At 64.2% G+C, this 20166-nt stretch carries 18 protein-coding genes and 1 pseudogene; 16 read left to right on the top strand and 3 right to left on the bottom strand.

Annotated elements, in window-relative coordinates:
- The first annotated feature begins 32 nt into the window (after positions 1-32).
- The 8 genes from G8O24_RS33170 (at position 33) to G8O24_RS33135 (ending at position 11253) form a co-directional block, all read left to right on the top strand.
- Entirely contained in the window at positions 33-3170 is a 3138-nt protein-coding gene (locus tag G8O24_RS33170; RefSeq protein ID WP_188106747.1) for an efflux RND transporter permease subunit, read from the top strand.
- Positions 3171-3204: 34 nt separating this feature from the next.
- Positions 3205-3804 (top strand): TetR/AcrR family transcriptional regulator, encoded by a 600-nt coding sequence (locus G8O24_RS33165; RefSeq protein ID WP_188106744.1) that lies wholly within the window; start codon positions 3205-3207, stop codon positions 3802-3804.
- A gap of 179 nt (positions 3805-3983) precedes the next feature.
- A complete protein-coding gene (locus tag G8O24_RS33160; RefSeq protein WP_188106743.1) occupies positions 3984-4607 on the top strand; it encodes a flavin reductase family protein in 624 nt (207 codons plus the stop codon).
- Between the two features lie 178 nt (positions 4608-4785).
- Positions 4786-7053: an acyl-CoA dehydrogenase gene (locus G8O24_RS33155; RefSeq protein ID WP_188106741.1), complete on the top strand. Its 2268-nt coding sequence runs from the start codon at positions 4786-4788 to the stop codon at positions 7051-7053.
- Complete coding sequence (locus G8O24_RS33150; RefSeq protein ID WP_188106739.1) at positions 7053-8336, top strand: acetyl-CoA C-acetyltransferase; 1284 nt, start codon at positions 7053-7055, stop codon at positions 8334-8336. The genes G8O24_RS33155 and G8O24_RS33150 overlap by 1 nt, the downstream gene beginning before the upstream one ends.
- A 2-nt stretch (positions 8337-8338) precedes the next feature.
- Positions 8339-10435, top strand: a complete 2097-nt coding sequence (locus G8O24_RS33145) for a 3-hydroxyacyl-CoA dehydrogenase NAD-binding domain-containing protein (RefSeq protein WP_188106737.1) — start codon at positions 8339-8341, stop codon at positions 10433-10435.
- Between the two features lie 7 nt (positions 10436-10442).
- Complete coding sequence (locus G8O24_RS33140; protein WP_188106735.1) at positions 10443-10853, top strand: acyl-CoA thioesterase; 411 nt, start codon at positions 10443-10445, stop codon at positions 10851-10853.
- Positions 10854-11061: 208 nt separating this feature from the next.
- Complete coding sequence (locus G8O24_RS33135) at positions 11062-11253, top strand: hypothetical protein (RefSeq protein WP_188106734.1); 192 nt, start codon at positions 11062-11064, stop codon at positions 11251-11253.
- Between the two features lie 118 nt (positions 11254-11371).
- On the opposite strand, the gene G8O24_RS33130 is transcribed toward G8O24_RS33135, so the two are convergent.
- Positions 11372-11824, bottom strand: coding sequence for a nuclear transport factor 2 family protein (locus tag G8O24_RS33130; RefSeq protein WP_188106732.1), 453 nt, complete (start codon positions 11822-11824; stop codon positions 11372-11374).
- A 153-nt stretch (positions 11825-11977) separates the two neighbouring features.
- Between G8O24_RS33130 and G8O24_RS33125 the strand changes: the two genes are divergently transcribed.
- Positions 11978-12652: an HAD family hydrolase gene (locus tag G8O24_RS33125; protein WP_188106731.1), complete on the top strand. Its 675-nt coding sequence runs from the start codon at positions 11978-11980 to the stop codon at positions 12650-12652.
- A gap of 88 nt (positions 12653-12740) precedes the next feature.
- Positions 12741-13586 (top strand): DeoR/GlpR family DNA-binding transcription regulator, encoded by an 846-nt coding sequence (locus G8O24_RS33120; protein WP_188106729.1) that lies wholly within the window; start codon positions 12741-12743, stop codon positions 13584-13586.
- A gap of 4 nt (positions 13587-13590) precedes the next feature.
- On the opposite strand, the gene G8O24_RS33115 is transcribed toward G8O24_RS33120, so the two are convergent.
- Together G8O24_RS33115 and G8O24_RS33110 are read right to left on the bottom strand one after the other, a co-directional pair.
- A complete protein-coding gene (locus G8O24_RS33115; RefSeq protein WP_188106728.1) occupies positions 13591-14016 on the bottom strand; it encodes a type II toxin-antitoxin system VapC family toxin in 426 nt (141 codons plus the stop codon).
- Positions 14013-14294, bottom strand: coding sequence for a type II toxin-antitoxin system Phd/YefM family antitoxin (locus tag G8O24_RS33110; protein WP_188106726.1), 282 nt, complete (start codon positions 14292-14294; stop codon positions 14013-14015). The genes G8O24_RS33115 and G8O24_RS33110 overlap by 4 nt, the downstream gene beginning before the upstream one ends.
- A gap of 229 nt (positions 14295-14523) precedes the next feature.
- On the opposite strand from G8O24_RS33110, the gene glpD reads away from it, so the two are divergent.
- From glpD to G8O24_RS33080, 6 genes and pseudogenes are all read left to right on the top strand, one after another.
- A complete protein-coding gene (glpD, locus tag G8O24_RS33105) occupies positions 14524-16074 on the top strand; it encodes a glycerol-3-phosphate dehydrogenase (protein WP_188106724.1) in 1551 nt (516 codons plus the stop codon).
- The gene (locus G8O24_RS33100) at positions 16071-17147 is read left to right on the top strand and encodes an ABC transporter ATP-binding protein (RefSeq protein ID WP_188106722.1); all 1077 of its coding nucleotides are present in this window, start codon (positions 16071-16073) and stop codon (positions 17145-17147) included. The genes glpD and G8O24_RS33100 overlap by 4 nt, the downstream gene beginning before the upstream one ends.
- Before the next feature lie 14 nt (positions 17148-17161).
- A complete protein-coding gene (locus tag G8O24_RS33095) occupies positions 17162-18247 on the top strand; it encodes an ABC transporter ATP-binding protein (protein ID WP_188106721.1) in 1086 nt (361 codons plus the stop codon).
- Positions 18247-19149 carry a carbohydrate ABC transporter permease gene (locus tag G8O24_RS33090; RefSeq protein WP_188106719.1) on the top strand — a complete coding sequence of 301 codons (903 nt, stop codon included), beginning with the start codon at positions 18247-18249 and terminating at the stop codon, positions 19147-19149. Before G8O24_RS33095 ends, G8O24_RS33090 begins: the two co-directional genes overlap by 1 nt.
- The gene (locus tag G8O24_RS33085; RefSeq protein WP_188106717.1) at positions 19149-19955 is read left to right on the top strand and encodes a carbohydrate ABC transporter permease; all 807 of its coding nucleotides are present in this window, start codon (positions 19149-19151) and stop codon (positions 19953-19955) included. The genes G8O24_RS33090 and G8O24_RS33085 overlap by 1 nt, the downstream gene beginning before the upstream one ends.
- A 10-nt stretch (positions 19956-19965) precedes the next feature.
- A pseudogene (locus tag G8O24_RS33080) lies at positions 19966-20166 on the top strand (DUF2160 domain-containing protein); the annotation flags it as partial.

Here is a 20166-nt window from a genome sequence, read left to right as displayed (position 1 = left end):
TGGGCAATTGGATCGATTTTCCGGAGAGTGCGATGAAGCGCTTCAACCTTTCGGCCTGGGCCGTCAGCCATCCGACGCTGGTCCTGTTCCTGATGCTCGTGCTGGGCGTCGCCGGATTCTTCTCCTACCAGAAGCTCGGCCGGGCTGAGGATCCGTTCTTCACGGTGAAAGTGGTCAACGTCTCGGTACTATGGCCGGGCGCGACCGCGCAGGAGATGCAGGCGCAGGTCGCCGATCCGATCGAGAAGAAGATCCAGGAGCTGCCCTATTTCGAGAAAGTGCAGACCTATTCCAAGCCCGGCTTCGCCGCGCTTCAGGTCACTTTCCGCGATTCCACGCCGCCGAAGGACGTTCCTTATCTTTTCTACCTGCTGCGCAAGAAGCTGGTCGACGTGCAGGGCCAGCTGCCCGCAGGGATTCTCGGACCGGTCGTCAACGACGAGTTCTCCGACGTCGATTCCATTCTCTATATGATGACCGGCGACGGCGCCGATTACGCCCAGCTCAAGAAGGTCGCCGAAGGCTTTCGCCAGCGCCTCCTGAAGGTGCCTGGCGTGACCAAGGTCGACATGTATGGCAACCAGGATGAGCGCATTTTCGTCGAGTTCAGCCACGCCAAGCTGGCCACTCTCGGCATTACGCCGCAGGCGCTGTTCGATTCGCTCGCCAAGCAGAACAACGTGACGCCGGCCGGCACGGTCGAGACCTCCTCGCAGCGCGTGCCGCTGCGTGTCACCGGCGCGCTCGATGGCGCCAAGGCCGTGGCCGAGACCCCGGTCGAGAGCAACGGCCGCGTGTTCCGCCTCGGCGACATCGCGACCGTCACCCACGGTTATGTCGATCCGCCGAGCTTCGTCGTTCGCCAGGAAGGCAAGGCCGCGATCGGCATCGGCGTCGTCACCGCCAAGGGCGCCAACATCCTCGAGCTCGGCAAGGACGTCGAGAAGGCGACCGCTGACTTCATGAAGGCGGTGCCGCAGGGCGTCGATGTCAGTCTGATCGCCGACCAGCCCAAGGTGGTCGAGCACGCCGTCGGCGAGTTCGTGCATTCCTTCATGGAAGCGCTCGTCATCGTGCTGTTCGTCTCGTTCCTGGCACTCGGCTGGCGCACCGGCATCGTGGTCGCGCTGTCGGTGCCGCTGGTGCTCGGCATCGTCTTCATCATCATGAACACGATGTCGCTCGACCTGCATCGTATTACGCTCGGCGCGCTGATCATCGCGCTCGGCCTGCTCGTCGATGACGCCATTATCGCGGTTGAGATGATGGTGGTGAAGATGGAGCAGGGCTGGGATCGCGTGCGCGCGGCGTCCTTTGCCTGGGAATCAACTGCGTTTCCGATGCTGACGGGAACGCTGGTCACGGCCGCTGGCTTCCTCCCCATCGGCTTTGCCAATTCGGCGGTCGGCGAATATGCCGGCAGCATCTTCTGGATCGTGGCGATCGCGCTGGTCGCGTCCTGGTTCGTCGCGGTGATCTTCACGCCCTATATCGGCGTCAAGCTGCTGCCGAACATCAAGGTACACGCCAACCACGATCCACACGCGGTTTATGAGACCCGCATGTACCGCGGCTTGCGCGCCATCGTGCAATGGTGCGTCAATCATCGCATCACCGTGGTGGCCGCGACGGTCGGCGTCTTCATCGCCTCGATCGTCGGCTTCGGCCACGTCCAGCAGCAGTTCTTCCCGCTGTCGGAGCGGCCCGAACTGTTCCTCCAGCTGCGCCTGCCCGAGGGCACCGCCTTCAACGTCACCGAGAAGGCCGTGAAGAAGGCCGAGACGCTGCTCAAGGACGACAAGGACATCGAGACCTACACCTCGTACGTCGGCCAGGGCTCGCCGCGCTTCTGGCTCGGCCTCAACCCGCAGCTGCCGAACGAGGCGTTCGCGGAGATCGTCATCGTCGCCAAAGGCGTCGAGGCGCGCGAGCGGGTCAAGGCCAAGATCGAGGGCGCGGTCGCCGACGGCATGCTGACCGAGGCGCGCGTCCGCGTCGACCGCTTCAATTTCGGCCCCCCCGTCGGCTTCCCGGTGCAGTTCCGCGTGATCGGCCCCGACGCCAACAAGGTGCGCGAGATCGCCTACCAGGTTCGCGACGTCATGCGGCAGAACAGGAACGTCAAGGACGTCCAGCTCGACTGGAACGAGCAGTCGCCCTATCTCAAACTGGTCGTCGACCAGGACCGTGCCCGTGCCATGGGCCTCACGCCCCAGGACGTCTCCCAGGCGCTGTCCATGCTGATCTCCGGTGCGCAGGTGACAACCGTGCGTGACGGCATCGAGAAGGTTGCGGTGGTCGCTCGCGCGATTCCGTCCGAGCGCCTCGATCTCGGCGGCGTCGGTGATCTCACCATCACCTCGAAGAACGGCGTTGCCGTGCCGCTACAGCAGATCGCCAAGATCGAATATGCCCACGAGGAGCCGATCATGTGGCGGCGCAACCGCGACATGGCGATCACCGTGCGCTCCGACGTCATCGACGGCGTGCAGGCCCCTGATGTCACCAACCAGATCACGCCGAAGCTGCAGCAGATCAAGGACTATCTCGAGCCGGCCTATCGCATCGAGCCAGGTGGCGCGTTCGAGGAATCCGCCAAGGGCAATGCCTCGATCTTCATCCTCTTCCCGGTGATGGTCATGGTGATGCTGACTTTGCTGATGATCCAGCTGCAGAGCTTCTCGCGCCTGTTCCTGGTGTTCCTGACCGCCCCGCTCGGCATCGTCGGTGCCTCCTTCGGCCTCAACGTGGCCAATGCCCCGTTCGGCTTCGTCGCGCTGCTCGGCCTGATCGCGCTCGCCGGCATGATCATGCGCAACACGGTCATCCTGGTCGACCAGATCGAGACCGACGTCTCCCACGGCCTGACCCGGCGGGAGGCGATCGTGGAGGCAACCGTCCGCCGCGCCCGTCCCGTGGTGCTGACGGCGCTCGCCGCCATCCTTGCCATGATTCCGCTGTCGCGCTCGGCCTTCTGGGGCCCGATGGCAATCACGATCATGGGCGGCCTGTTTGTCGCGACCTTCCTGACGCTGCTGTACCTGCCAGGCCTCTATGCCCTGTGGTTCAGGAAGAGCCTGGACGAGGCGGGGACGCCCGAACAGCCTGCCGCGCCGCAGCATGGGAGCGATGACCAGCACGCAATTCCGCTTGCTCAGGCGGCTGAATAAGTGAGAAGAAGTGCAGATTGACGAGTCCTGACTGATGGCCCTGATTTCGGAACATATCGAAGGCGACACCCGGGATCGTATCCTCGAGGTGGCAGAGCGGCTGTTCCGTCAGATCGGCTACCAGAAGACCACGGTCGGGGACATCGCCAAGGAGCTCCGGATGAGCCCCGCCAACGTCTATCGCTTCTTCGAGTCGAAGAAGGCGATCCACCAGGCGGTGGCGCGGAGCTTGATGGGCGAGGTCGAGCTCGAGGCGCAGCGGATCGTGGCGCGGCCCGGTCCGGTGCTGCCGCGCTTCCGGGAGCTGCTCACCACCATCCATCGCATGAACACCGAGCGCTATGTCGGTGACAACAAGCTGCATGAGATGGTCGAGATCGCGATGCAGGAGGACTGGCAGGTCTGCGTCGCCCATATGGAGTGCATCGCCGGGATGATCGGCCAGATGATCGCCCAGGGCGTCGCCGCCGGCGAGTTCGAGGCGCCGGACCTGCAACTGGCCGCGTTGTGCGCCTGCACCGCGATGATGCGCTTCTTCCATCCCCAGATGATCGCCCAGTGCGCCACCAAGCCGGGTCCGACCATCGACCAGATGATCGATTTCGTCATCGCGGGTCTGTCGCCGCGCCACTGACAAGGCGGGACGTTTCTCCTTATAAGCAGGTCGACCGCCGCGGACCGGCCGTCTGACGGTGTGCGATGACGGATCAACAAATTCCGTCATTGCGAGCGTAGCGAAGCAACCCAGGCTGTCTTCGCGGAGGGATTCTGGATTGCTTCGCGGCGCTCACAATGACGAAAAGGAAGCAGCGCGTGACCGATAAAGACCTGTACTTCTACGAGCCATCCAAGGGCCACGGCCTCAAGCACGATCCGTTCAACGCCATCATTGCGCCGCGGCCGATCGGCTGGATCTCCTCGCGCGATGCCAAGGGCCACGTCAATCTCGCACCCTACAGCTTCTTCAACGCGTTCTGCTATGTGCCGCCGATCATCGGCTTCTCCTCCACCAACTGGAAGGATACGGTTGCGAACATGGAGCAGACCGGTGAATTCGTCTGGAATCTCGCCACCATGGATATTGCCAAGCAAATGAACGCGACCGCCGCGCATGTCGCGCCTGAGGTCGACGAGTTCGAGATCGCGGGGCTGACCGCGGTGCCAGGCAGGCTCGTCAATGTGCCGCGGGTCGGCGAGAGCCCCGTCGCCTTCGAGTGCAAGGTCTCGGATATCGTCCGCCTCAAGGGGGCGAACGGCAAGGAAGCCGACGCCTGGCTGACGCTCGGCGAGGTCGTCGCCGTCCACATCGACAAGGCCATGATCAAGGACGGCGTCTACCAGACCGCCGCCGCCCGCCCGATCGTCCGCGCCGGTCGCCGCGGCGATTATTTCGAGATCAAGCCGGAAAACATGTTCGAGATGGTGCGGCCGGATTAGGCCGGCCGAGCTCTCTGCACCGTCATTCCCTCCCGGAACTGCCCCTACGCCCCGGCCGTTATGGTCTGCGGCCGCCCGGCCGCGTCCATTCGGCATCATTTTGCCTGTGAAGTGTTAACTTCAGCCGGCCAGTTTCCGCTAAAATGCCCCGTCACCGCGCCGTTGCATGAGGTCCGCCATGAGCTTCCGCCGCGACACCATCACCAAGCCGATCTTCGCGCTCGCGCGCGGTGCGCTGCCGGCGATGTCCGACACCGAGCGCGAGGCGCTGGAGGCTGGTGACGTCTGGTGGGATGCCGATCTCTTCACAGGCAATCCCGATTGGTCGAAGCTCCTCAAGATCCCCAGGGCGAAATTGACCGACGAGGAACGGGCATTCCTCAACGGCCCGGTCAACGAGCTCTGCGCCATGCTCGACGAGTGGCGGATCTTTTGGGAATGGCGTGACCTGCCGCAGGACGTCTGGGCCTTCATCAAGCGCGAAAAATTCTTCGGCATGATCATCCCGAAGGAGTTTGGCGGCCTCGGCTTCTCGCCTTATGCGCATTCGGAAGTGGTCCGCAAGATCTCGACCCGCTCGATCGCGGCCGCCGTCACCGTGATGGTGCCGAACTCGCTCGGCCCCGGCGAGCTCCTGATGCGTTTCGGCACCAAAGAGCAGCAGCAGCGCTGGCTGCCGCGGCTTGCCGAAGGCCGCGATATTCCCTGCTTCGGTCTGACCAGCCCGGAAGCCGGCTCCGACGCCGCCTCGATGATCGACACCGGCATCATCTGCAAGGGCGTGTTCGAGGGTCGCGAAGTGACAGGCCTCAGGCTGAACTGGCACAAGCGCTACATCACGCTCGGCCCCGTCGCGACGCTGCTGGGTCTCGCCTTCAAGGCCTATGATCCTGATCATCTCGTCGGCGATCAGGAGGAGCTCGGCATCACCGTCGCACTAATCCCGACCAATCTGCCCGGCGTTGAGATCGGCCAGCGTCATCTCCCGTCGATGCAGGTGTTCCAGAACGGTCCGAACTGGGGCCGCGACGTCTTCATTCCGCTCGACTATGTCATCGGTGGCCAGGAACGACTGGGGCAGGGCTGGAAGATGCTGATGACCGCGCTTGCCGCCGGCCGCGGCATCTCGCTGCCGTCGCTGTCGGCGGCCGGGGCTGCCTACGCGGCGCGTACGACCGGCGCCTATGCTCGCATCCGCGAGCAGTTCGGCATCTCCATTTCCAAGTTCGAGGGCGTCGAGGAGCCGCTCGCGCGCATCGTCGCGACCGCCTATCAACTTGATGCGGCGCGCCGGCTCACTTGTGCTGCGTTGAACGCCGGCGTCCATCCCGCCGTGATATCAGGCATCATGAAGCTGCACGCGACCGAGCGGATGCGCATTGCGGTCGACGATGCCATGGACATTCATGGCGGCAAGGCCGTGATCGATGGTCCGCAAAACTATCTCGGCAATCTGCATCGCGCTGTGCCCGTCGGCATCACCGTCGAGGGTGCCAATATCCTGACCCGCAATCTCATCGTGTTCGGGCAGGGCGCGATCCGCGCGCATCCCTATCTGCTCGACGAGATCAATGCGCTCGCGGACACCGACCGCGAGCGCGGGCTGGCCGCGTTCGACAAGGCGTTCTGGAAGCATGTCGGCCACAGCTTCCGGACGCTGTTCCGGGCCTTCGGCCGCAGCTGGACCTTCGGTGCCTTTGCGCTGGCGCCCGACGCGGGCGATGCCACGCCGTTCTATCGCCAGCTCTCGCGCTACTCCGCCGCGTTTGCGCTCTGCGCCGACATGGCGCTGCTGACGCTCGGCGGCGCGCTCAAGCGCAAGGAGATGCTGTCGGCGCGCTTCGGCGACATCCTCTCGGAGCTTTATCTGCTCTCGGCCGCGCTCAAACGCTGGGAGGACGAGGGCCGCCCGAAGGAAGACTTTGCCGCACTGCAATGGTGCATGGCAACGGGCTTCAAGACGATCGAAAATCGGCTGGCCGAAATCCTCGCCAATCTGCCCAATCGCTTCGTCGCCGTGATTCTCAAGCTCGTGGTTCAGCCGTTTGGCGCCCGCGTGCTCGGCCCATCCGACCGCGTCGTGCACCAATGCGCGAGCCTCGTGCTGGAGCCCTCGGCCGCGCGCGAGCGCCTGACACCGGATCTGGCTTATGTCGACGACGATGGAGGTTTCGCCAGGCTGGAGCGCGCGTTCAAGCTGGTGACGGCCACGGACGCCATCGCCAAGCGTATGCGCGCCGCGCATATCCGCGACTGGAAGGACGCCGTCGCCAAGGGCGTGATCACGCAGGCCGAAGGCGAGCAGCTTTCGGCTGCTCATGAAGCCGTTGCGGAAGTCATCGAGGTCGACGATTTTGCCCCGGAGGTGTTGTCGCCGATTTACAAGAAAACCGGTGACGTGCATCAGTTCTTCCAGGAACTCGGTGAACAGAGGGCGGCGAGCTGATGGCGCGACCGGTTTTCATCGTCGACGGCAGCCGGACGCCGTTTCTGAAGGCGCGCTCCGGACCGGGGCCGTTCACGCCGGTCGATCTCGCCGTGCAATGCGGCCGGCCGCTGCTGGCGCGCCAGCCCTTCTCTCCAACCGACTTCGACCAGGTCATTCTCGGCTGCGTCAACGTCATCGCCGACGAGATGAACCCGGCGCGCGTCGCTGCGCTCCGGCTCGGCATGGGCGAGGACATGGTCGCCTTCACCGTGCAGATCAATTGCGGCTCCGGCATGCAGTCGATCGACACCGCCTACCGCTACATCCGTGAAGGTCATGCCGACATGATCCTGGCTGGCGGCACGGAGGCCCTGAGCCACGCGCCGCTGGTCTGGTCGAATTCGGGCGTGCGCTGGTTCGCCGGCCTTGCCACAGCCAAGGGCCTCGCTGCGAGGCTGGCGGCGGCCTTCAAATTCCGGCCAAGCTATCTCAAGCCGATCATTGGCCTGGAGCGTGGCCTGACTGACCCGGTTACCGAATTGAACATGGGCCAGACCGCCGAGGTCGTCGGCCATCTCTTCGGCATCACCCGCGCCCAGTCGGATGCCTATGCGGCCGAGAGCCATCGCCGGCTCGCGCATGCGCAGGCCGAAGGCTATCTGAAAGGCGAGGTCGAGACCGCCTTCTCCCGTGACGGACAATTCTTCGACCATGACGACGGCGTGCGGCCGGACTCGACGGCCGAGTCACTTGCAAAGCTGAGGCCGGTGTTCGAGCGTCCCTGGGGCCAGGTCACTGCCGGCAATTCCTCGCAGATCACGGACGGCGCCTCCTGGGTCATCCTCGCCTCCGACGCGGCTGTCGCGAAGCATAGACTGACGCCGAAGGCCGCGATCGTTGACAGCCATTGGGCTGCGCTCGATCCCAGCATCATGGGGCTCGGACCCGTGATGTCCGCGACGCCGCTGCTGACGCGCAATGGCCTTTCTATCAGCGACGTCGAGACCTGGGAGCTGAACGAAGCCTTTGCGACGCAGGTGCTCGGCTGCCTTGCGGCCTGGAACGACGACAAATTCTGCCGCGAGATCCTTGGGCTCGACGCTGCCGCCGGTGAGATCGACCGTGCAAAGCTCAACGTCGATGGCGGCGCCATCTCGCTCGGCCATCCCGTCGGCACCTCGGGCAACCGCATCGTGCTGCATCTCGTCAACGCGATGAAGCGACTCGGTACGCGGCGCGGGATTGCCACCGAATGCATCGGCGGTGGGCTCGGCGGCGCCATGCTGATCGAGGCGGTGTGACCATGGATTCCAGGATCATGACCGCGCTCGGCGACCGCGTGCTCTCGCTCGGGCCGCAACCCGCGGCCGATGGCCTCTACAAGCATTTCAAGCTGACCCGTGATGCCGATGGCGTTGCCTGGCTGCTGTTTGACCGCGCTGATTCCAGCGCCAACACGCTGTCCTCCGACGTGATGGAGGAATTCGATGCCGTGCTGGCGGCGATCGAGACCGAGCGTCCGGCGGGCCTCGTGATCCGCTCGGCGAAGCCGTCCGGCTTCATCGCCGGCGCCGACGTCAATGAATTCCGCGGTGCCAGCGACCCTGAGATTGTAGAGACGCGGATCCGTGCCGCGCATGCGGTGGTGGACCATCTCGAGGCGCTCAAGCTGCCGACGGTCGCGGTCATCCACGGTTTCTGCCTCGGTGGCGGACTCGAGGTAGCTCTCGCCTGCCAGTCGCGCATCGCCATCGACGGCGCGCGCTTCGGCTTCCCGGAGGTGATGCTGGGCCTGCACCCCGGCCTCGGCGGCACTGCGCGTTTCACCGCGCTGGTCAATCCGACGCAGTCGATGGCGCTGATGCTGACGGCACGCACCATTGACGCGCGCCGCGCCAAGGCCCTCGGCCTCGTCGATACCGTGACGCAGGAGCGCCACGTCAGGGGCGCGGTGAAGGACGTGCTGTTCGGCCGCCTGAAGCGGGCCAAGCCCGGTCTGCTCACGCGCGCGGCCAATCTCGGCCCGGTGCGCACGCTGCTTGCCAAGCGGATGCGAAGCGAGGCGGAGAAGGCCGCATCCCGCGAGCACTATCCCGCGCCTTACGCGCTGATCGACCTCTGGGAGACGCATGGCGGCAACAAGGCCGCCATGCTGAGGGCGGAGCAGGCGTCGTTTGCCAAACTGATGGTGACGCCGACCGCGCAGAATTTGATCCGCGTGTTCTTCCTGCGCGAGCAGATGAAGAAGGCGGCCGGCAGCGGCAACACCATCAAGCACGTCCACGTCATCGGGGCCGGCGCCATGGGCGGCGACATCGCGGCCTGGTGTGCGGGGCAGGGGCTGCGCGTCTCGCTCGCCGACATGAAGGCCGAGCCGATTGCCGGCGCGGTGAAGCGCGCTGCCGAGCTCTATGGCAAAATCATCCGAAAAGCCACCGAGGTGCGCGACGCGCTCGACCGCCTGATCCCCGATATGGACGGAGAGGGCGTTCGCAACGCCGACCTGGTCATCGAGGCGGTTCCGGAAAAGCTCGAACTAAAGCAGAAGGTCTATGCCGGCCTCGAGCCCCGGATGAAGCCGGGCGCGATCCTCGCCACCAACACCTCGAGCATCCCGCTTCAGGATTTGCGCACCACGCTGGCGCGGCCGGAGCGCCTCGTTGGTCTGCACTTCTTCAACCCGGTGTCGCGATTGCAGCTGGTCGAGGTGGTCAGCCATGACGGCAACGATGCGCAAGTTATGAAGCAGGCGCTCGCTTTCGTCGGTGCGATCGATCGCCTGCCGCTCTCCGTGAAGAGCTCGCCCGGCTTCCTCGTCAACCGCGCGCTGACGCCCTACATGCTGGAAGCCATGGTGATGCTGGACGAGAAAACCGACCAGCGCCTGATCGACGCTGCCGCCGAACAGTTCGGCATGCCAATGGGACCGATCGAGCTCGCCGACCAGGTCGGACTCGACATCTGCCTCGACGTCGGCGACATGCTGCGCGCCAAGTTCGGTGACCTGCTGCCCCCGACGCCGGCCTGGCTGCGCGACAAGGTCGCCAGGGGCGAGCTCGGCCGCAAGACCGGCAAGGGCTTTTACACCTGGAAAGATGGCAAGGCGGAAAAGGCGCCATTGCCGGAGACCGGCCCTGGTGTCACCGATCAGATGATCGACCGTCTGGTGCTGCCGATGTCCAATGTCTGTGTCGCGGCCTTGCGCGAAGGCATCGTCGACGACCCCGATGCGGTCGACGGCGCCATGATCTTCGGCACCGGCTACGCGCCGTTCCGTGGCGGTCCCTTGAACTATGCGCGCATGCGCGGGGTGGAAAATATTGTATCCACCTTGCGCGCGCTGTCCGAACGATTCGGCGGACGCTTCGCGCCCGATCCGGGCTGGGACAATTTCAAGTGAGATCTGCATGACCGAAAAGTCCGACACTGAGCCGAGCGGTGATCTCTGCATCCGCACGCTGGCGATGCCCGCCGACACCAATGCCAATGGCGACATCTTCGGCGGCTGGCTGCTCAGTCAGATGGACGTCGGCGGCGGCGTGTTCGCATCCAAAACGGCAAAGTCGCGTACCGTGACGGTCGCAATCGAGGCAATGAACTTTCGAAAAGCTGTCTATGTCGGCGATCTCGTCTCCGTCTACGCCAATCTCGTTCGGGTGGGCCGCACCTCGATGACCGTGCATCTCGAAGCCTGGGCGCTACGGCGCGGGGAAGCGTATCCGTTCCTCGTCACCGACGGCAATTTTACCTACGTCTCGATCGACGAGCACGGCCGGCCGCAAGAGGTGCGTTCGACCGGCTCGCCGATCGCGACGTAATCGCGCGCGGCGCTCTGTCTCAACTCATCAAGATGCGCGGCGAGCGTGAGTCCACGCGTCGCTTCTTTGCCAAGAACGGGTCATAAAACGGATGCGGTCCCGGCGTACCCAATCGTGCGTCGATTCGGGGTGGAAACCGGTTGATTTGCCCTCAGGAACCTTTGGGCAGACTGACCGTTATTTGCCCGCACTGAGGAATCCACGGACCATGCCGGACAGCTACATCATCGAGGTCAATTCGCAGACCGCAGGTATCGTCGTTCGTTCTCAAGGAGGCTACTGCTTCTTCGCCTCGTCCCACCAATTCAAGCGTCTCGAAGGCCAGCTCTTTCGCAACGCCCGCGAAGCCGAGCGTGCTGCCCGCAAGCTGGTGAATGGCGACGTGAAGGAAGCGGCGTAAGCTCCACGCGGTCATTCCGGAGCGCGTAGCGCGAACCCGGAATCCATCTTGCTGCAGAAATTGCCGATCGATGGATTCCGGATTCGCGCCTTCCGGCGCGCCCGGAATGATGGCTTCTTCACAATTTCGTCGCGGCGCGCGACAACAGCTTCCATTCGTCGCCTTGCTTCAGCCAGTTCATCAGGATGTGAAGATTGGTCGGCACTTTCTTCCCATCGGCCGCCATCTCCTGTTCCGCGACCCAGTGGAAGCGCACGATCGCGGCGGGGCCGACCACCTTGATGGTCGGGTCCTTGTACTCGATCGAGAGGAATTTGGATTTGCCGTCGGTGGCGTTGGCGATGAAGGTCGCCTTGTCCTCGACCTTGCCGCTGGAATGGCTGTAGCTGAGATCGTCCCAGCACAGCGCGCCGAGCGCCTTGGGGTCGGCTGCGATCTGGGCGAGGCGGAAGGCCTCGACCTTCTTTGCCACGGCGTCTTCCTCGGCGGACGCCGCCAGTGCCGGTGTGGTGAGCGCAAGGGCAGAGACCGCCAGCGTCGAGAGCGCCAGATCGCGTCGGTTGATCGTCATCGTTTCCTCCTTTTTGGTCTTGTATGGAGTGTTGCAGCCATGCGCGGCTTTGTCGAGTGTCGCGTGGTTGTCATGCGCGTCGTCATTGCGCGCGCGAAGCTCTATTGATACGTGTTGCGCATCGATGCGTGGTGCATTCGGGAAAGTACTGATATGATCGAGACTCTCGGCCGGGCACTGCTGTTCGATATCGACGGCACGCTCGCCAACACCGACCCGCTGCACCTGAAGGCGTTCAACCAGGTGCTCGGTCCCCGCGGCCATGTCTTCGATCACGCGCGCTTCTCGAAGGAGCTGCAAGGCTTCGCCAACGTCTCCATCGGTGAGCGCTTTCTGCCGGGCGAGGCATTGGAGCGCCGCGCCGAGATTCTCGGTGAAAAGGAAGAGGTGTTTCGCGACCTGGTCGCCGGGCAGATCGAACCCTTGCCCGGTCTGATGGCGCTGCTCGACCGCGCGGATGACGCGGGCATTCCCATGGTCGCCGTCACCAACGCGCCGCGTCTCAACGCCGAGCTGCTGTTGTCCGGTCTCGACATCACGCATCGCTTCAAGGCGCTCGTGATCGGCGACGAACTGCCGCACGGCAAGCCGCATCCACTGCCCTATCAGGAGGGGTTGCGCTTCGTCGGGGCCAGCGCGGCCGCCTCGATCGCGTTCGAGGATTCCCGCTCCGGCGTGCAGTCGGCCACCGCCGCCGGGATTCCGACCATCGGTATCCGGACCAGTCTCAGCGATGCTGACCTTGTTGGCGCGGGCGCGATCGCTTCCGCCAGCGCCTTCGACGACCCTGAGTTGCTCGCGCGACTGGCGCGCGCGATGGCCTGGTGAAGCTTTTATCCACTAACCGTGATCGGCGCGCATTGACCACGCGCGCGGGAAGCCGCACCATGCAGCATTCTGACTTGAGGCCGTTGCCGTGACCGGATTGACCCATCGCCAGGCTGAAATCCTCAATATTGCCCGCGCCTCGGGCCGCGTCATGGTCGAGGAGCTGGCGCGCCGTTTCGAAGTCTCGGCGCAGACCATCCGCAAGGATCTCAACGATCTCTGCGAGCGCCGTTCGCTCACCCGCATCCACGGCGGCGCGATCATCGCCTCCGGTGTCGAAAACCTTGCCTACGAGGCACGCCGCTTCGTCGCCGCCGACGAGAAGAAGGCGATTGGCGCCGCCGCCGCCTCGCTGATCCCGAACGGCTGCTCGCTCTTCATCAACATCGGCACCACGACGGAAGAGGTCGCGAGCGCACTGACCTCGCATGAGGACCTGCTCGTCATCACCAACAATCTCAACGTCGCCATGCTGCTCTACCGCCATCCCCGCATCGAGGTGGTGGTCGCCGGCGGCACGGTGCGGCGCGCCGACGGCGCCGTGGTCGGCTCGACCGCGACGCAGCTGATCGGCCAGTTCAAGGTGGATTACGCCATCATCGGCGCGTCCGCGATCGACGAGGAGGGCGCGCTGCTCGATTTCGACTATCGCGAGGTGCAGGTGGCGCAGGCCATCATCGCCAATGCCCGCAGCGTCATGCTGGTCGCCGATTCCACAAAACTTCGCCGCAGCGCGCCGGTCCGTATCGCGCACATGACCCAGATCCAGACCTTCGTCACCGACCAGGAGCTGCCCGAACGCCTCGCCACCATCTGCCACAGCAAGGGCATCGAGGTGGTTGAGGCGATGCCGAAGGGCGCTGACATCGACGAGACCCAGGCCGAGGTGCAGGACGCCGCGCCTGAAGCGGCGCCGGTGGTGCGGTTGCGCTAGGGGCTCAGGCTGCGTCCCACGGGTTGAGCAGCGGAACTCCGAAGGTCGCGAAATCCTTCACATTGCGTGTGACGAGCGTGAGGTTGTGAGCCAGCGCCGTTGCTGCGAAGAATCCATCCATCACCGACAAGGCGACCCCGCTGCGGCGGCTCTGTGCCATCAGGTCGCCCCAGCGCTCGGCCGCCGCGTGATCGATTGGCAGGATGCGCTCTGCAAATCGGGCCGGTAGATCGTGGGCGAGCCAGATGCTCAGTGCCGCGCGCCGACGGCCGTCATCGAGCAACGCAATGCCGCGGCGAAGCTCGGCGATGGTAGCAACGCTGATGAAGGCGCGATCCTCATCGATCGTGTCGAGCCACGCCAGAACTTTTGGAGAAGGTGCCGGCCGCCGAACCTCCGACAGCACATTGGTGTCAAGGAGCAGGTTCACGGCATCTCGTCGCGGGGGTCGTCCCGTACGCGTTCAAGTTCGAGCTCAGCGTCGTGGAGCGGCGAAGCCAGCAGAAATTCAGCGAGCGTGCCTTTGCGCACTGTCTTTCGCGCCCACTCTTCAGCGGAGACAACCACGGCATTTGGCTTGCCATGACGAGTGATGATCTGGGGACCGCTTTGGGCGCGATCGACGACCTCGGACAGGCGCGCCTTGGCATTGGCAAGCGTCCATGTGTCGGTGCGCGGTAAATTTGGAGCCTTGCTGTGATCTGTCATATCCGAAGGAACCAAAATGACTATAGTGACTATAATGATCTGACTTGCGTATTCAAGCGGCGTGGCCCGCCTGAATCAGCACTTTGGGTGCCCAATTCGTTGGCTAAATGCCTCACAGAAAGTTCCATTTTCGCTTCCTTTCGTCTCTCTTTCGTCTTGCTTTCGTTTTTGGGTGTGATCTAATCCAAAACGAAAGTAGCCGCCCGACTGAACGAGCGGTTTCCGGGGGATGCGTCTGTTGGAGCGTATTTTCGACCTCGCCATCATTGGAGGCGGTGTTAACGGTTGCGGCATCGCGCGTGACGCGGTGGGCCGCGGCAACACTGTTTTCCTGTGTGAAATGAACGATCTGGCGAGCGGGACATCGTCTTGGTCGACCAAGCTGGTGCATGGCGGCCTGCGCTATCTCGAATATTACGAGTTCCGCCTGGTCCGCGAGGCGCTGATCGAGCGCGAGATTCTCTGGGGCATCGCGCCCCACATCATCCGTCCCCTGCGTTTCGTGCTGCCGCATCATGCGGGCCTCCGTCCGGCCTGGCTGCTGCGCCTCGGCCTGTTCCTCTACGATCACATCGGAGGCCGTCACCTGCTGCCGGCGACCCGTTCGCTCGATCTCCGGCGCGACGAGGTCGGCAAGCCGCTGATCCCGAATCGCTACGCCCGTGCCTTCGAATATTCCGACTGCTTCGTCGATGACGCCCGCCTGGTCGTGCTCAATGCGCGGGACGCCGCCGACAAGGGCGCAGAGATCCGCACACGGACCCGCGCGACTGACATCAAGCAGTCCAATGGCGTCTGGACTGTCGGCCTGGTCGACACGTTGACCGGTGCCCGCTCTCAGATCCAGGCCCGCGCGCTGGTCAATGCCGGCGGCCCCTGGGTCGAGGACGTGCTCGGGCGCGGTGCCGGCGTCAACGCCAAGGCAAAGGTGCGGCTGGTGCAGGGCTCGCACATTGTGGTCAAGAAGCTCTACGACCACGATCGCGCCTACATGTTCCAGAACGCCGACGGCCGCATCATCTTCGTCATCCCCTACCAGGACGATTTCACGCTGATCGGCACCACCGACCGCGACTATGACGGCGATCCCGCCAAGGTGAAGGCGACGGGCGAGGAGATCGAGTATCTCTGCAAGGCCGCCAGCGAATATCTCGCCAAGCCCGTCACATCAGAGGACGTGGTCTGGACCTATTCCGGCGTGAGACCGCTTTATGACGACGGCGCCAGCGAAGCCAAGGCCGCGACCCGCGACTATGTGTTCGAGCTCGACACGCCCGGCGGGGTGCCGCTGCTGTCGATCTATGGCGGCAAGATCACGACCTACCGTCGTCTTGCCGAAGAGGCGCTGGAGCGGCTCGCGCCCTATCTCCGCAGTGCAAAAGCGCGTGAAGGCTGGACCGGCAAATGGCCGCTGCCCGGAGGCGACATGGACGTGTCGGCCGTCGACGGCCTGATCGCCGAGATCCAGCGCGGCTATCCCTTCCTCAGCCACGAGCATGCGCGACGTCTCGCGCGCGCCTATGGCACCCGGGCCATCAAGCTGCTCGGCGATGCCAAATCGGCCGCCGATCTCGGCCAGGCCTTTGGCGCAACCCTGACCGAACGCGAGGTTCGCTACCTGATGACCAACGAATGGGCGGTGACCGCCGAAGATATCGTCTGGCGCCGCTCCAAGCTCGGTCTGCGACTATCTGCCGACGAAATTGCCGCCCTGGACGACTGGATCAGGGCCCACGCCGTGTCGCAAAGTCCGCTGCTGGAAGCAGGAGGACGCCCATGAGCGTGACGCTCGATCACGTGACCCGGACCGTCGACGGTATGGAACACATCCGCGACGTCTCGCTGACGCTCGAGAGCGGCACGCTCAACGTGCTGCTCGGGCCGACGCTGTCGGGCAAGACCTCGATCATGCGGCTGCTCGCAGGCCTGGACAAGCCGACCACGGGCAAGTTGCTGGTGGGCGGCAAGGACGTCACCGGGGCCGACGTGCGTCAGCGTTCGGTCGCGATGGTCTATCAGCAGTTCATCAACTATCCCTCGCTCACGGTCTATGAGAACATTGCCTCGCCGCTGCGCGTGCAGGGCAAGCCTCGCGAGGAGATCGAGACGCGCGTGGCGCAAGCCGCAAAATTGCTGCGGCTCGAGCCGTTCCTGAAGCGCACGCCGCTCCAGCTTTCCGGCGGCCAGCAGCAGCGTACCGCGATCGCGCGCGCCCTGGTCAAGGACGCCGATCTCGTGCTGCTCGACGAGCCGCTCGCCAATCTCGACTACAAGCTGCGCGAGGAGCTGCGCGCCGAGCTGCCGCGCATCTTCGAGGCATCAGGCGCGATTTTCGTCTATGCCACCACCGAGCCGACCGAGGCGCTGCTGCTCGGCGGCAACACGGTCTGCATGTGGGAAGGCCAGGCGCTGCAGATGGGCGAGACAGCCAACGTCTATCGTCGGCCGCAGACCTTGCGCGTCGCCCAGGTTTTCTCCGACCCGCCGCTCAATCTGGTCGGCATCGAGAAGAAGAACGGCTCCGTGCAATATGCGGGCGGCACAGCGTCGCCGGCCTCGGGCCTTTATTCCTCCCTCGCCGATGGCGCCTATCGCGTCGGCTTTCGTGCGCATCAGCTCGGTCTTGCCAACGGCCAGACCGATCGTCATGCCTTCCACGCCACTGTGACGGTGACCGAGATCACCGGTTCGGAGAGTTTCGTGCATTTGACCCGCGACGGATCGAATTGGGTTGCGGTGCTGCACGGCGTGCACGAGTTCGAGCCCGGCCAGACGCTGGATGCCGTGCTCGATCCCAATGATGTCTTCGTCTTTGATGCGGCCGACCGGTTGGTCGCCGCTCCGGGCTCGTAAGGGGGAGATGCGCGATGGCCCGCATTGACCTCGTCGATCTCGCCCACTCCTACGGCGGCAATGACGCGCCGCAGGAAACTTTTGCGCTGAAGCCGGTGACCATGACCTGGCGGCAGGGCGGCGCCTATGCGTTGCTTGGCCCGTCCGGCTGCGGCAAGACCACGCTGCTCAACGTCATCTCCGGCATCATCACGCCGTCGCGGGGGAAGATCCTGTTCGACGGGGTGGACATCACACCGCTGTCAACCCAGAAGCGCAACATCGCCCAGGTGTTCCAGTTTCCGGTGATCTACGACACCATGACGGTGGGGCAGAATCTTGCGTTTCCGTTGAAGAATCGCGGCATGCCGAAGGCCGAGATCGACAAGCGCGTCGCCGAGATCGGCCGCCTGCTCGACCTCGAGCCCCATCTGAACCGCAAGGCGACGCGGCTCACCGCCGATGCCAAGCAGAAGATCTCGCTCGGCCGCGGCCTCGTCCGCTCCGACGTCGCCGCCGTGCTGTTCGACGAGCCGCTGACGGTGATCGATCCCGAATTGAAGTGGCAGCTTCGCTCCAAGCTGAAGGCGCTGCATCGCGAGCTCGACCTCACGATGATCTACGTCACCCACGACCAGACCGAGGCGCTGACCTTCGCCGACACGGTCGTCGTCATGCATGACGGTCGCGTGGTGCAGAGCGGCACGCCGGCCGAGTTGTTCGACAAGCCCGCCCACACCTTCGTCGGCTATTTCATCGGCTCGCCCGGCATGAACATCCTGGCGGCGGAGGTGAAGGGGCGTGAGGCGAAGGTCGGCGGTCACGTCATTGCGCTCAACCGCGCTTACGACAATCTGCCCTCGGGCGCCAAGATCGAGATCGGCGTGCGTCCGGAATTCGTCGAGGTCGTTGCGCCCGGACCCGGCCTGCTCACCGCGAAGATCGATCGTATCGACGATCTCGGCCGTATCCGCTTTGCCCGCGTGCGCGTGGGCGACGCCAAGCTCGCGGCGCGCGCGCCCGCAGGCTTTACCAGTTCCGACGGCAATGCCGGCCTGAAATTCGATCCGGCGCATATCCACGTCTATGCCGACAGCCTTCTGGTGGAGGGAGCCGCCTGATGGACAAGACCGTCAACCAAAAAGCCTGGTTCCTGGTGCTGCCGGTGTTCCTGGTCGTCGCCTTCTCCGCGGTGCTGCCGCTGATGACGGTGGTGAACTATTCGATGCAGGACACCTTCGGCAACAACCAGTTCTTCTGGAACGGTGTCGGCTGGTTCAAGGAATTGCTCGATCCCTCCACCGATCTCGGCGGCCGCTTCCTGGCCTCGCTCGGCCGCAATCTGTTCTTCTCGCTGGTGATCCTCGCGATCGAGGTGCCGCTCGGCATCGTCGTCGCACTGTCGATGCCGCGTCAGGGCTGGACGGTGGCGGCCTGCCTCGTCATCCTTGCGCTGCCGCTCTTGATTCCGTGGAACGTGGTCGGCACGATCTGGCAGATCTTCGGCCGGCCCGACATCGGCTTGCTTGGCTATGTGCTGAATGCGGTCGGCATCGACTACAACTATGTCTCCAACGACATCGATGCCTGGGTCACGGTCATCGTGATGGACGTCTGGCATTGGACCAGCCTCGTCGCGCTGCTCTGCTATGCCGGCCTGAAGTCGATCCCCGAAGCCTATTATCAGGCCGCCCAGATCGACGGCGCCTCGCGCTGGGCCGTGTTCAAGGCGATCCAATTGCCGAAGATGAACCGCGTGCTGTTGATCGCGGTGCTGCTCCGCTTCATGGACTCGTTCATGATCTACACCGAGCCGTTTGTCGTCACTGGCGGCGGGCCCGGCAACTCGACCACCTTCGTGTCGATCGAGCTGGTCAAGATCGCGCTCGGCCAGTTCGACCTCGGCAAAGCTGCCGCACTCTCGCTGGTCTACAATCTGATCATCCTGATCGTCTGCTGGATCTTCTACACCGTCATGACCAACGCCGGCAACGAACGCAAACCCCAGGAAGGAGCGGCGTGATGCACTCGATTCCCGGCCGCCGCTTCATCATGGGGCTGTTCCTGATCTTCCTGCTGCTGCCGATCTACTGGCTCGTCAACATGAGCTTCAAGACCAACAGCGAGATCGTCTCGACGATGACGCTGTGGCCGCATACGCCGACGCTGCAGCATTACAAGCGCATCTTCACCGACGAGAGCTGGTACTCCGGCTACATCAATTCGCTGGAATACGTCGTCCTCAACACCATCATCTCGATTTCGGTGGCGCTGCCCGCGGCCTACGCCTTTTCGCGCTACCGTTTCCTCGGCGACAAGCATCTGTTCTTCTGGCTGCTGTCGAACCGCATGGCGCCGGCCGCGGTCTATGCGCTGCCGTTCTTCAACCTCTATTCGGCGATCGGCCTGTTCGATACGCCTTGGGCGGTCGCGCTGGCGCACTGCATCTTCAACGTGCCCCTGGCGGTGTGGATCCTCGAAGGCTTCGTCTCCGGCGTGCCGCGGGAGATCGACGAGACCGCCTTCCTCGACGGCTACTCCTTCCCGCGCTTCTTCATCAAGATCCTGGTGCCGCTGATCGCGAGCGGCATCGGCGTCGCCGCCTTCTTCTGCTTCATGTTTTCCTGGGTCGAGCTGCTGCTGGCGCGGACCTTGACCTCGGTGCAGACCAAGCCGATCGCGGCGATCATGACGCGCACGGTGTCGGCGGCCGGCATGGATTGGGGCCTGCTGGCCGCTGCCGGCGTGCTCACCATCATTCCGGGTGCGCTGGTGATCTGGTTCGTCCGCAACTACATCGCGCGCGGCTTCGCGCTCGGCAGAGTCTAGGGAGGCGCTTATGGAATCCATCGCATGGATGGCCTGGACGCTGCCGACGGCGATCTTCTTCGTCGCGCTCGCAGGACCGTGGGAGGTGAGGACGCGGCTCGCCGACGTCGACTCCACCGCGAGCCGCGACGGTGGCGTCTGGCTTCGCGACACGCTGTCGGTCGGCACGCCGCTAATGCCCATCCTCGTGCCAACACACGCCCCTGTGTGT

The organism is Bradyrhizobium campsiandrae, assembly GCF_014529705.1.
Lineage (GTDB): Bacteria > Pseudomonadota > Alphaproteobacteria > Rhizobiales > Xanthobacteraceae > Bradyrhizobium > Bradyrhizobium campsiandrae.
This window is presented reverse-complemented; position numbering and strand designations above follow the sequence as displayed.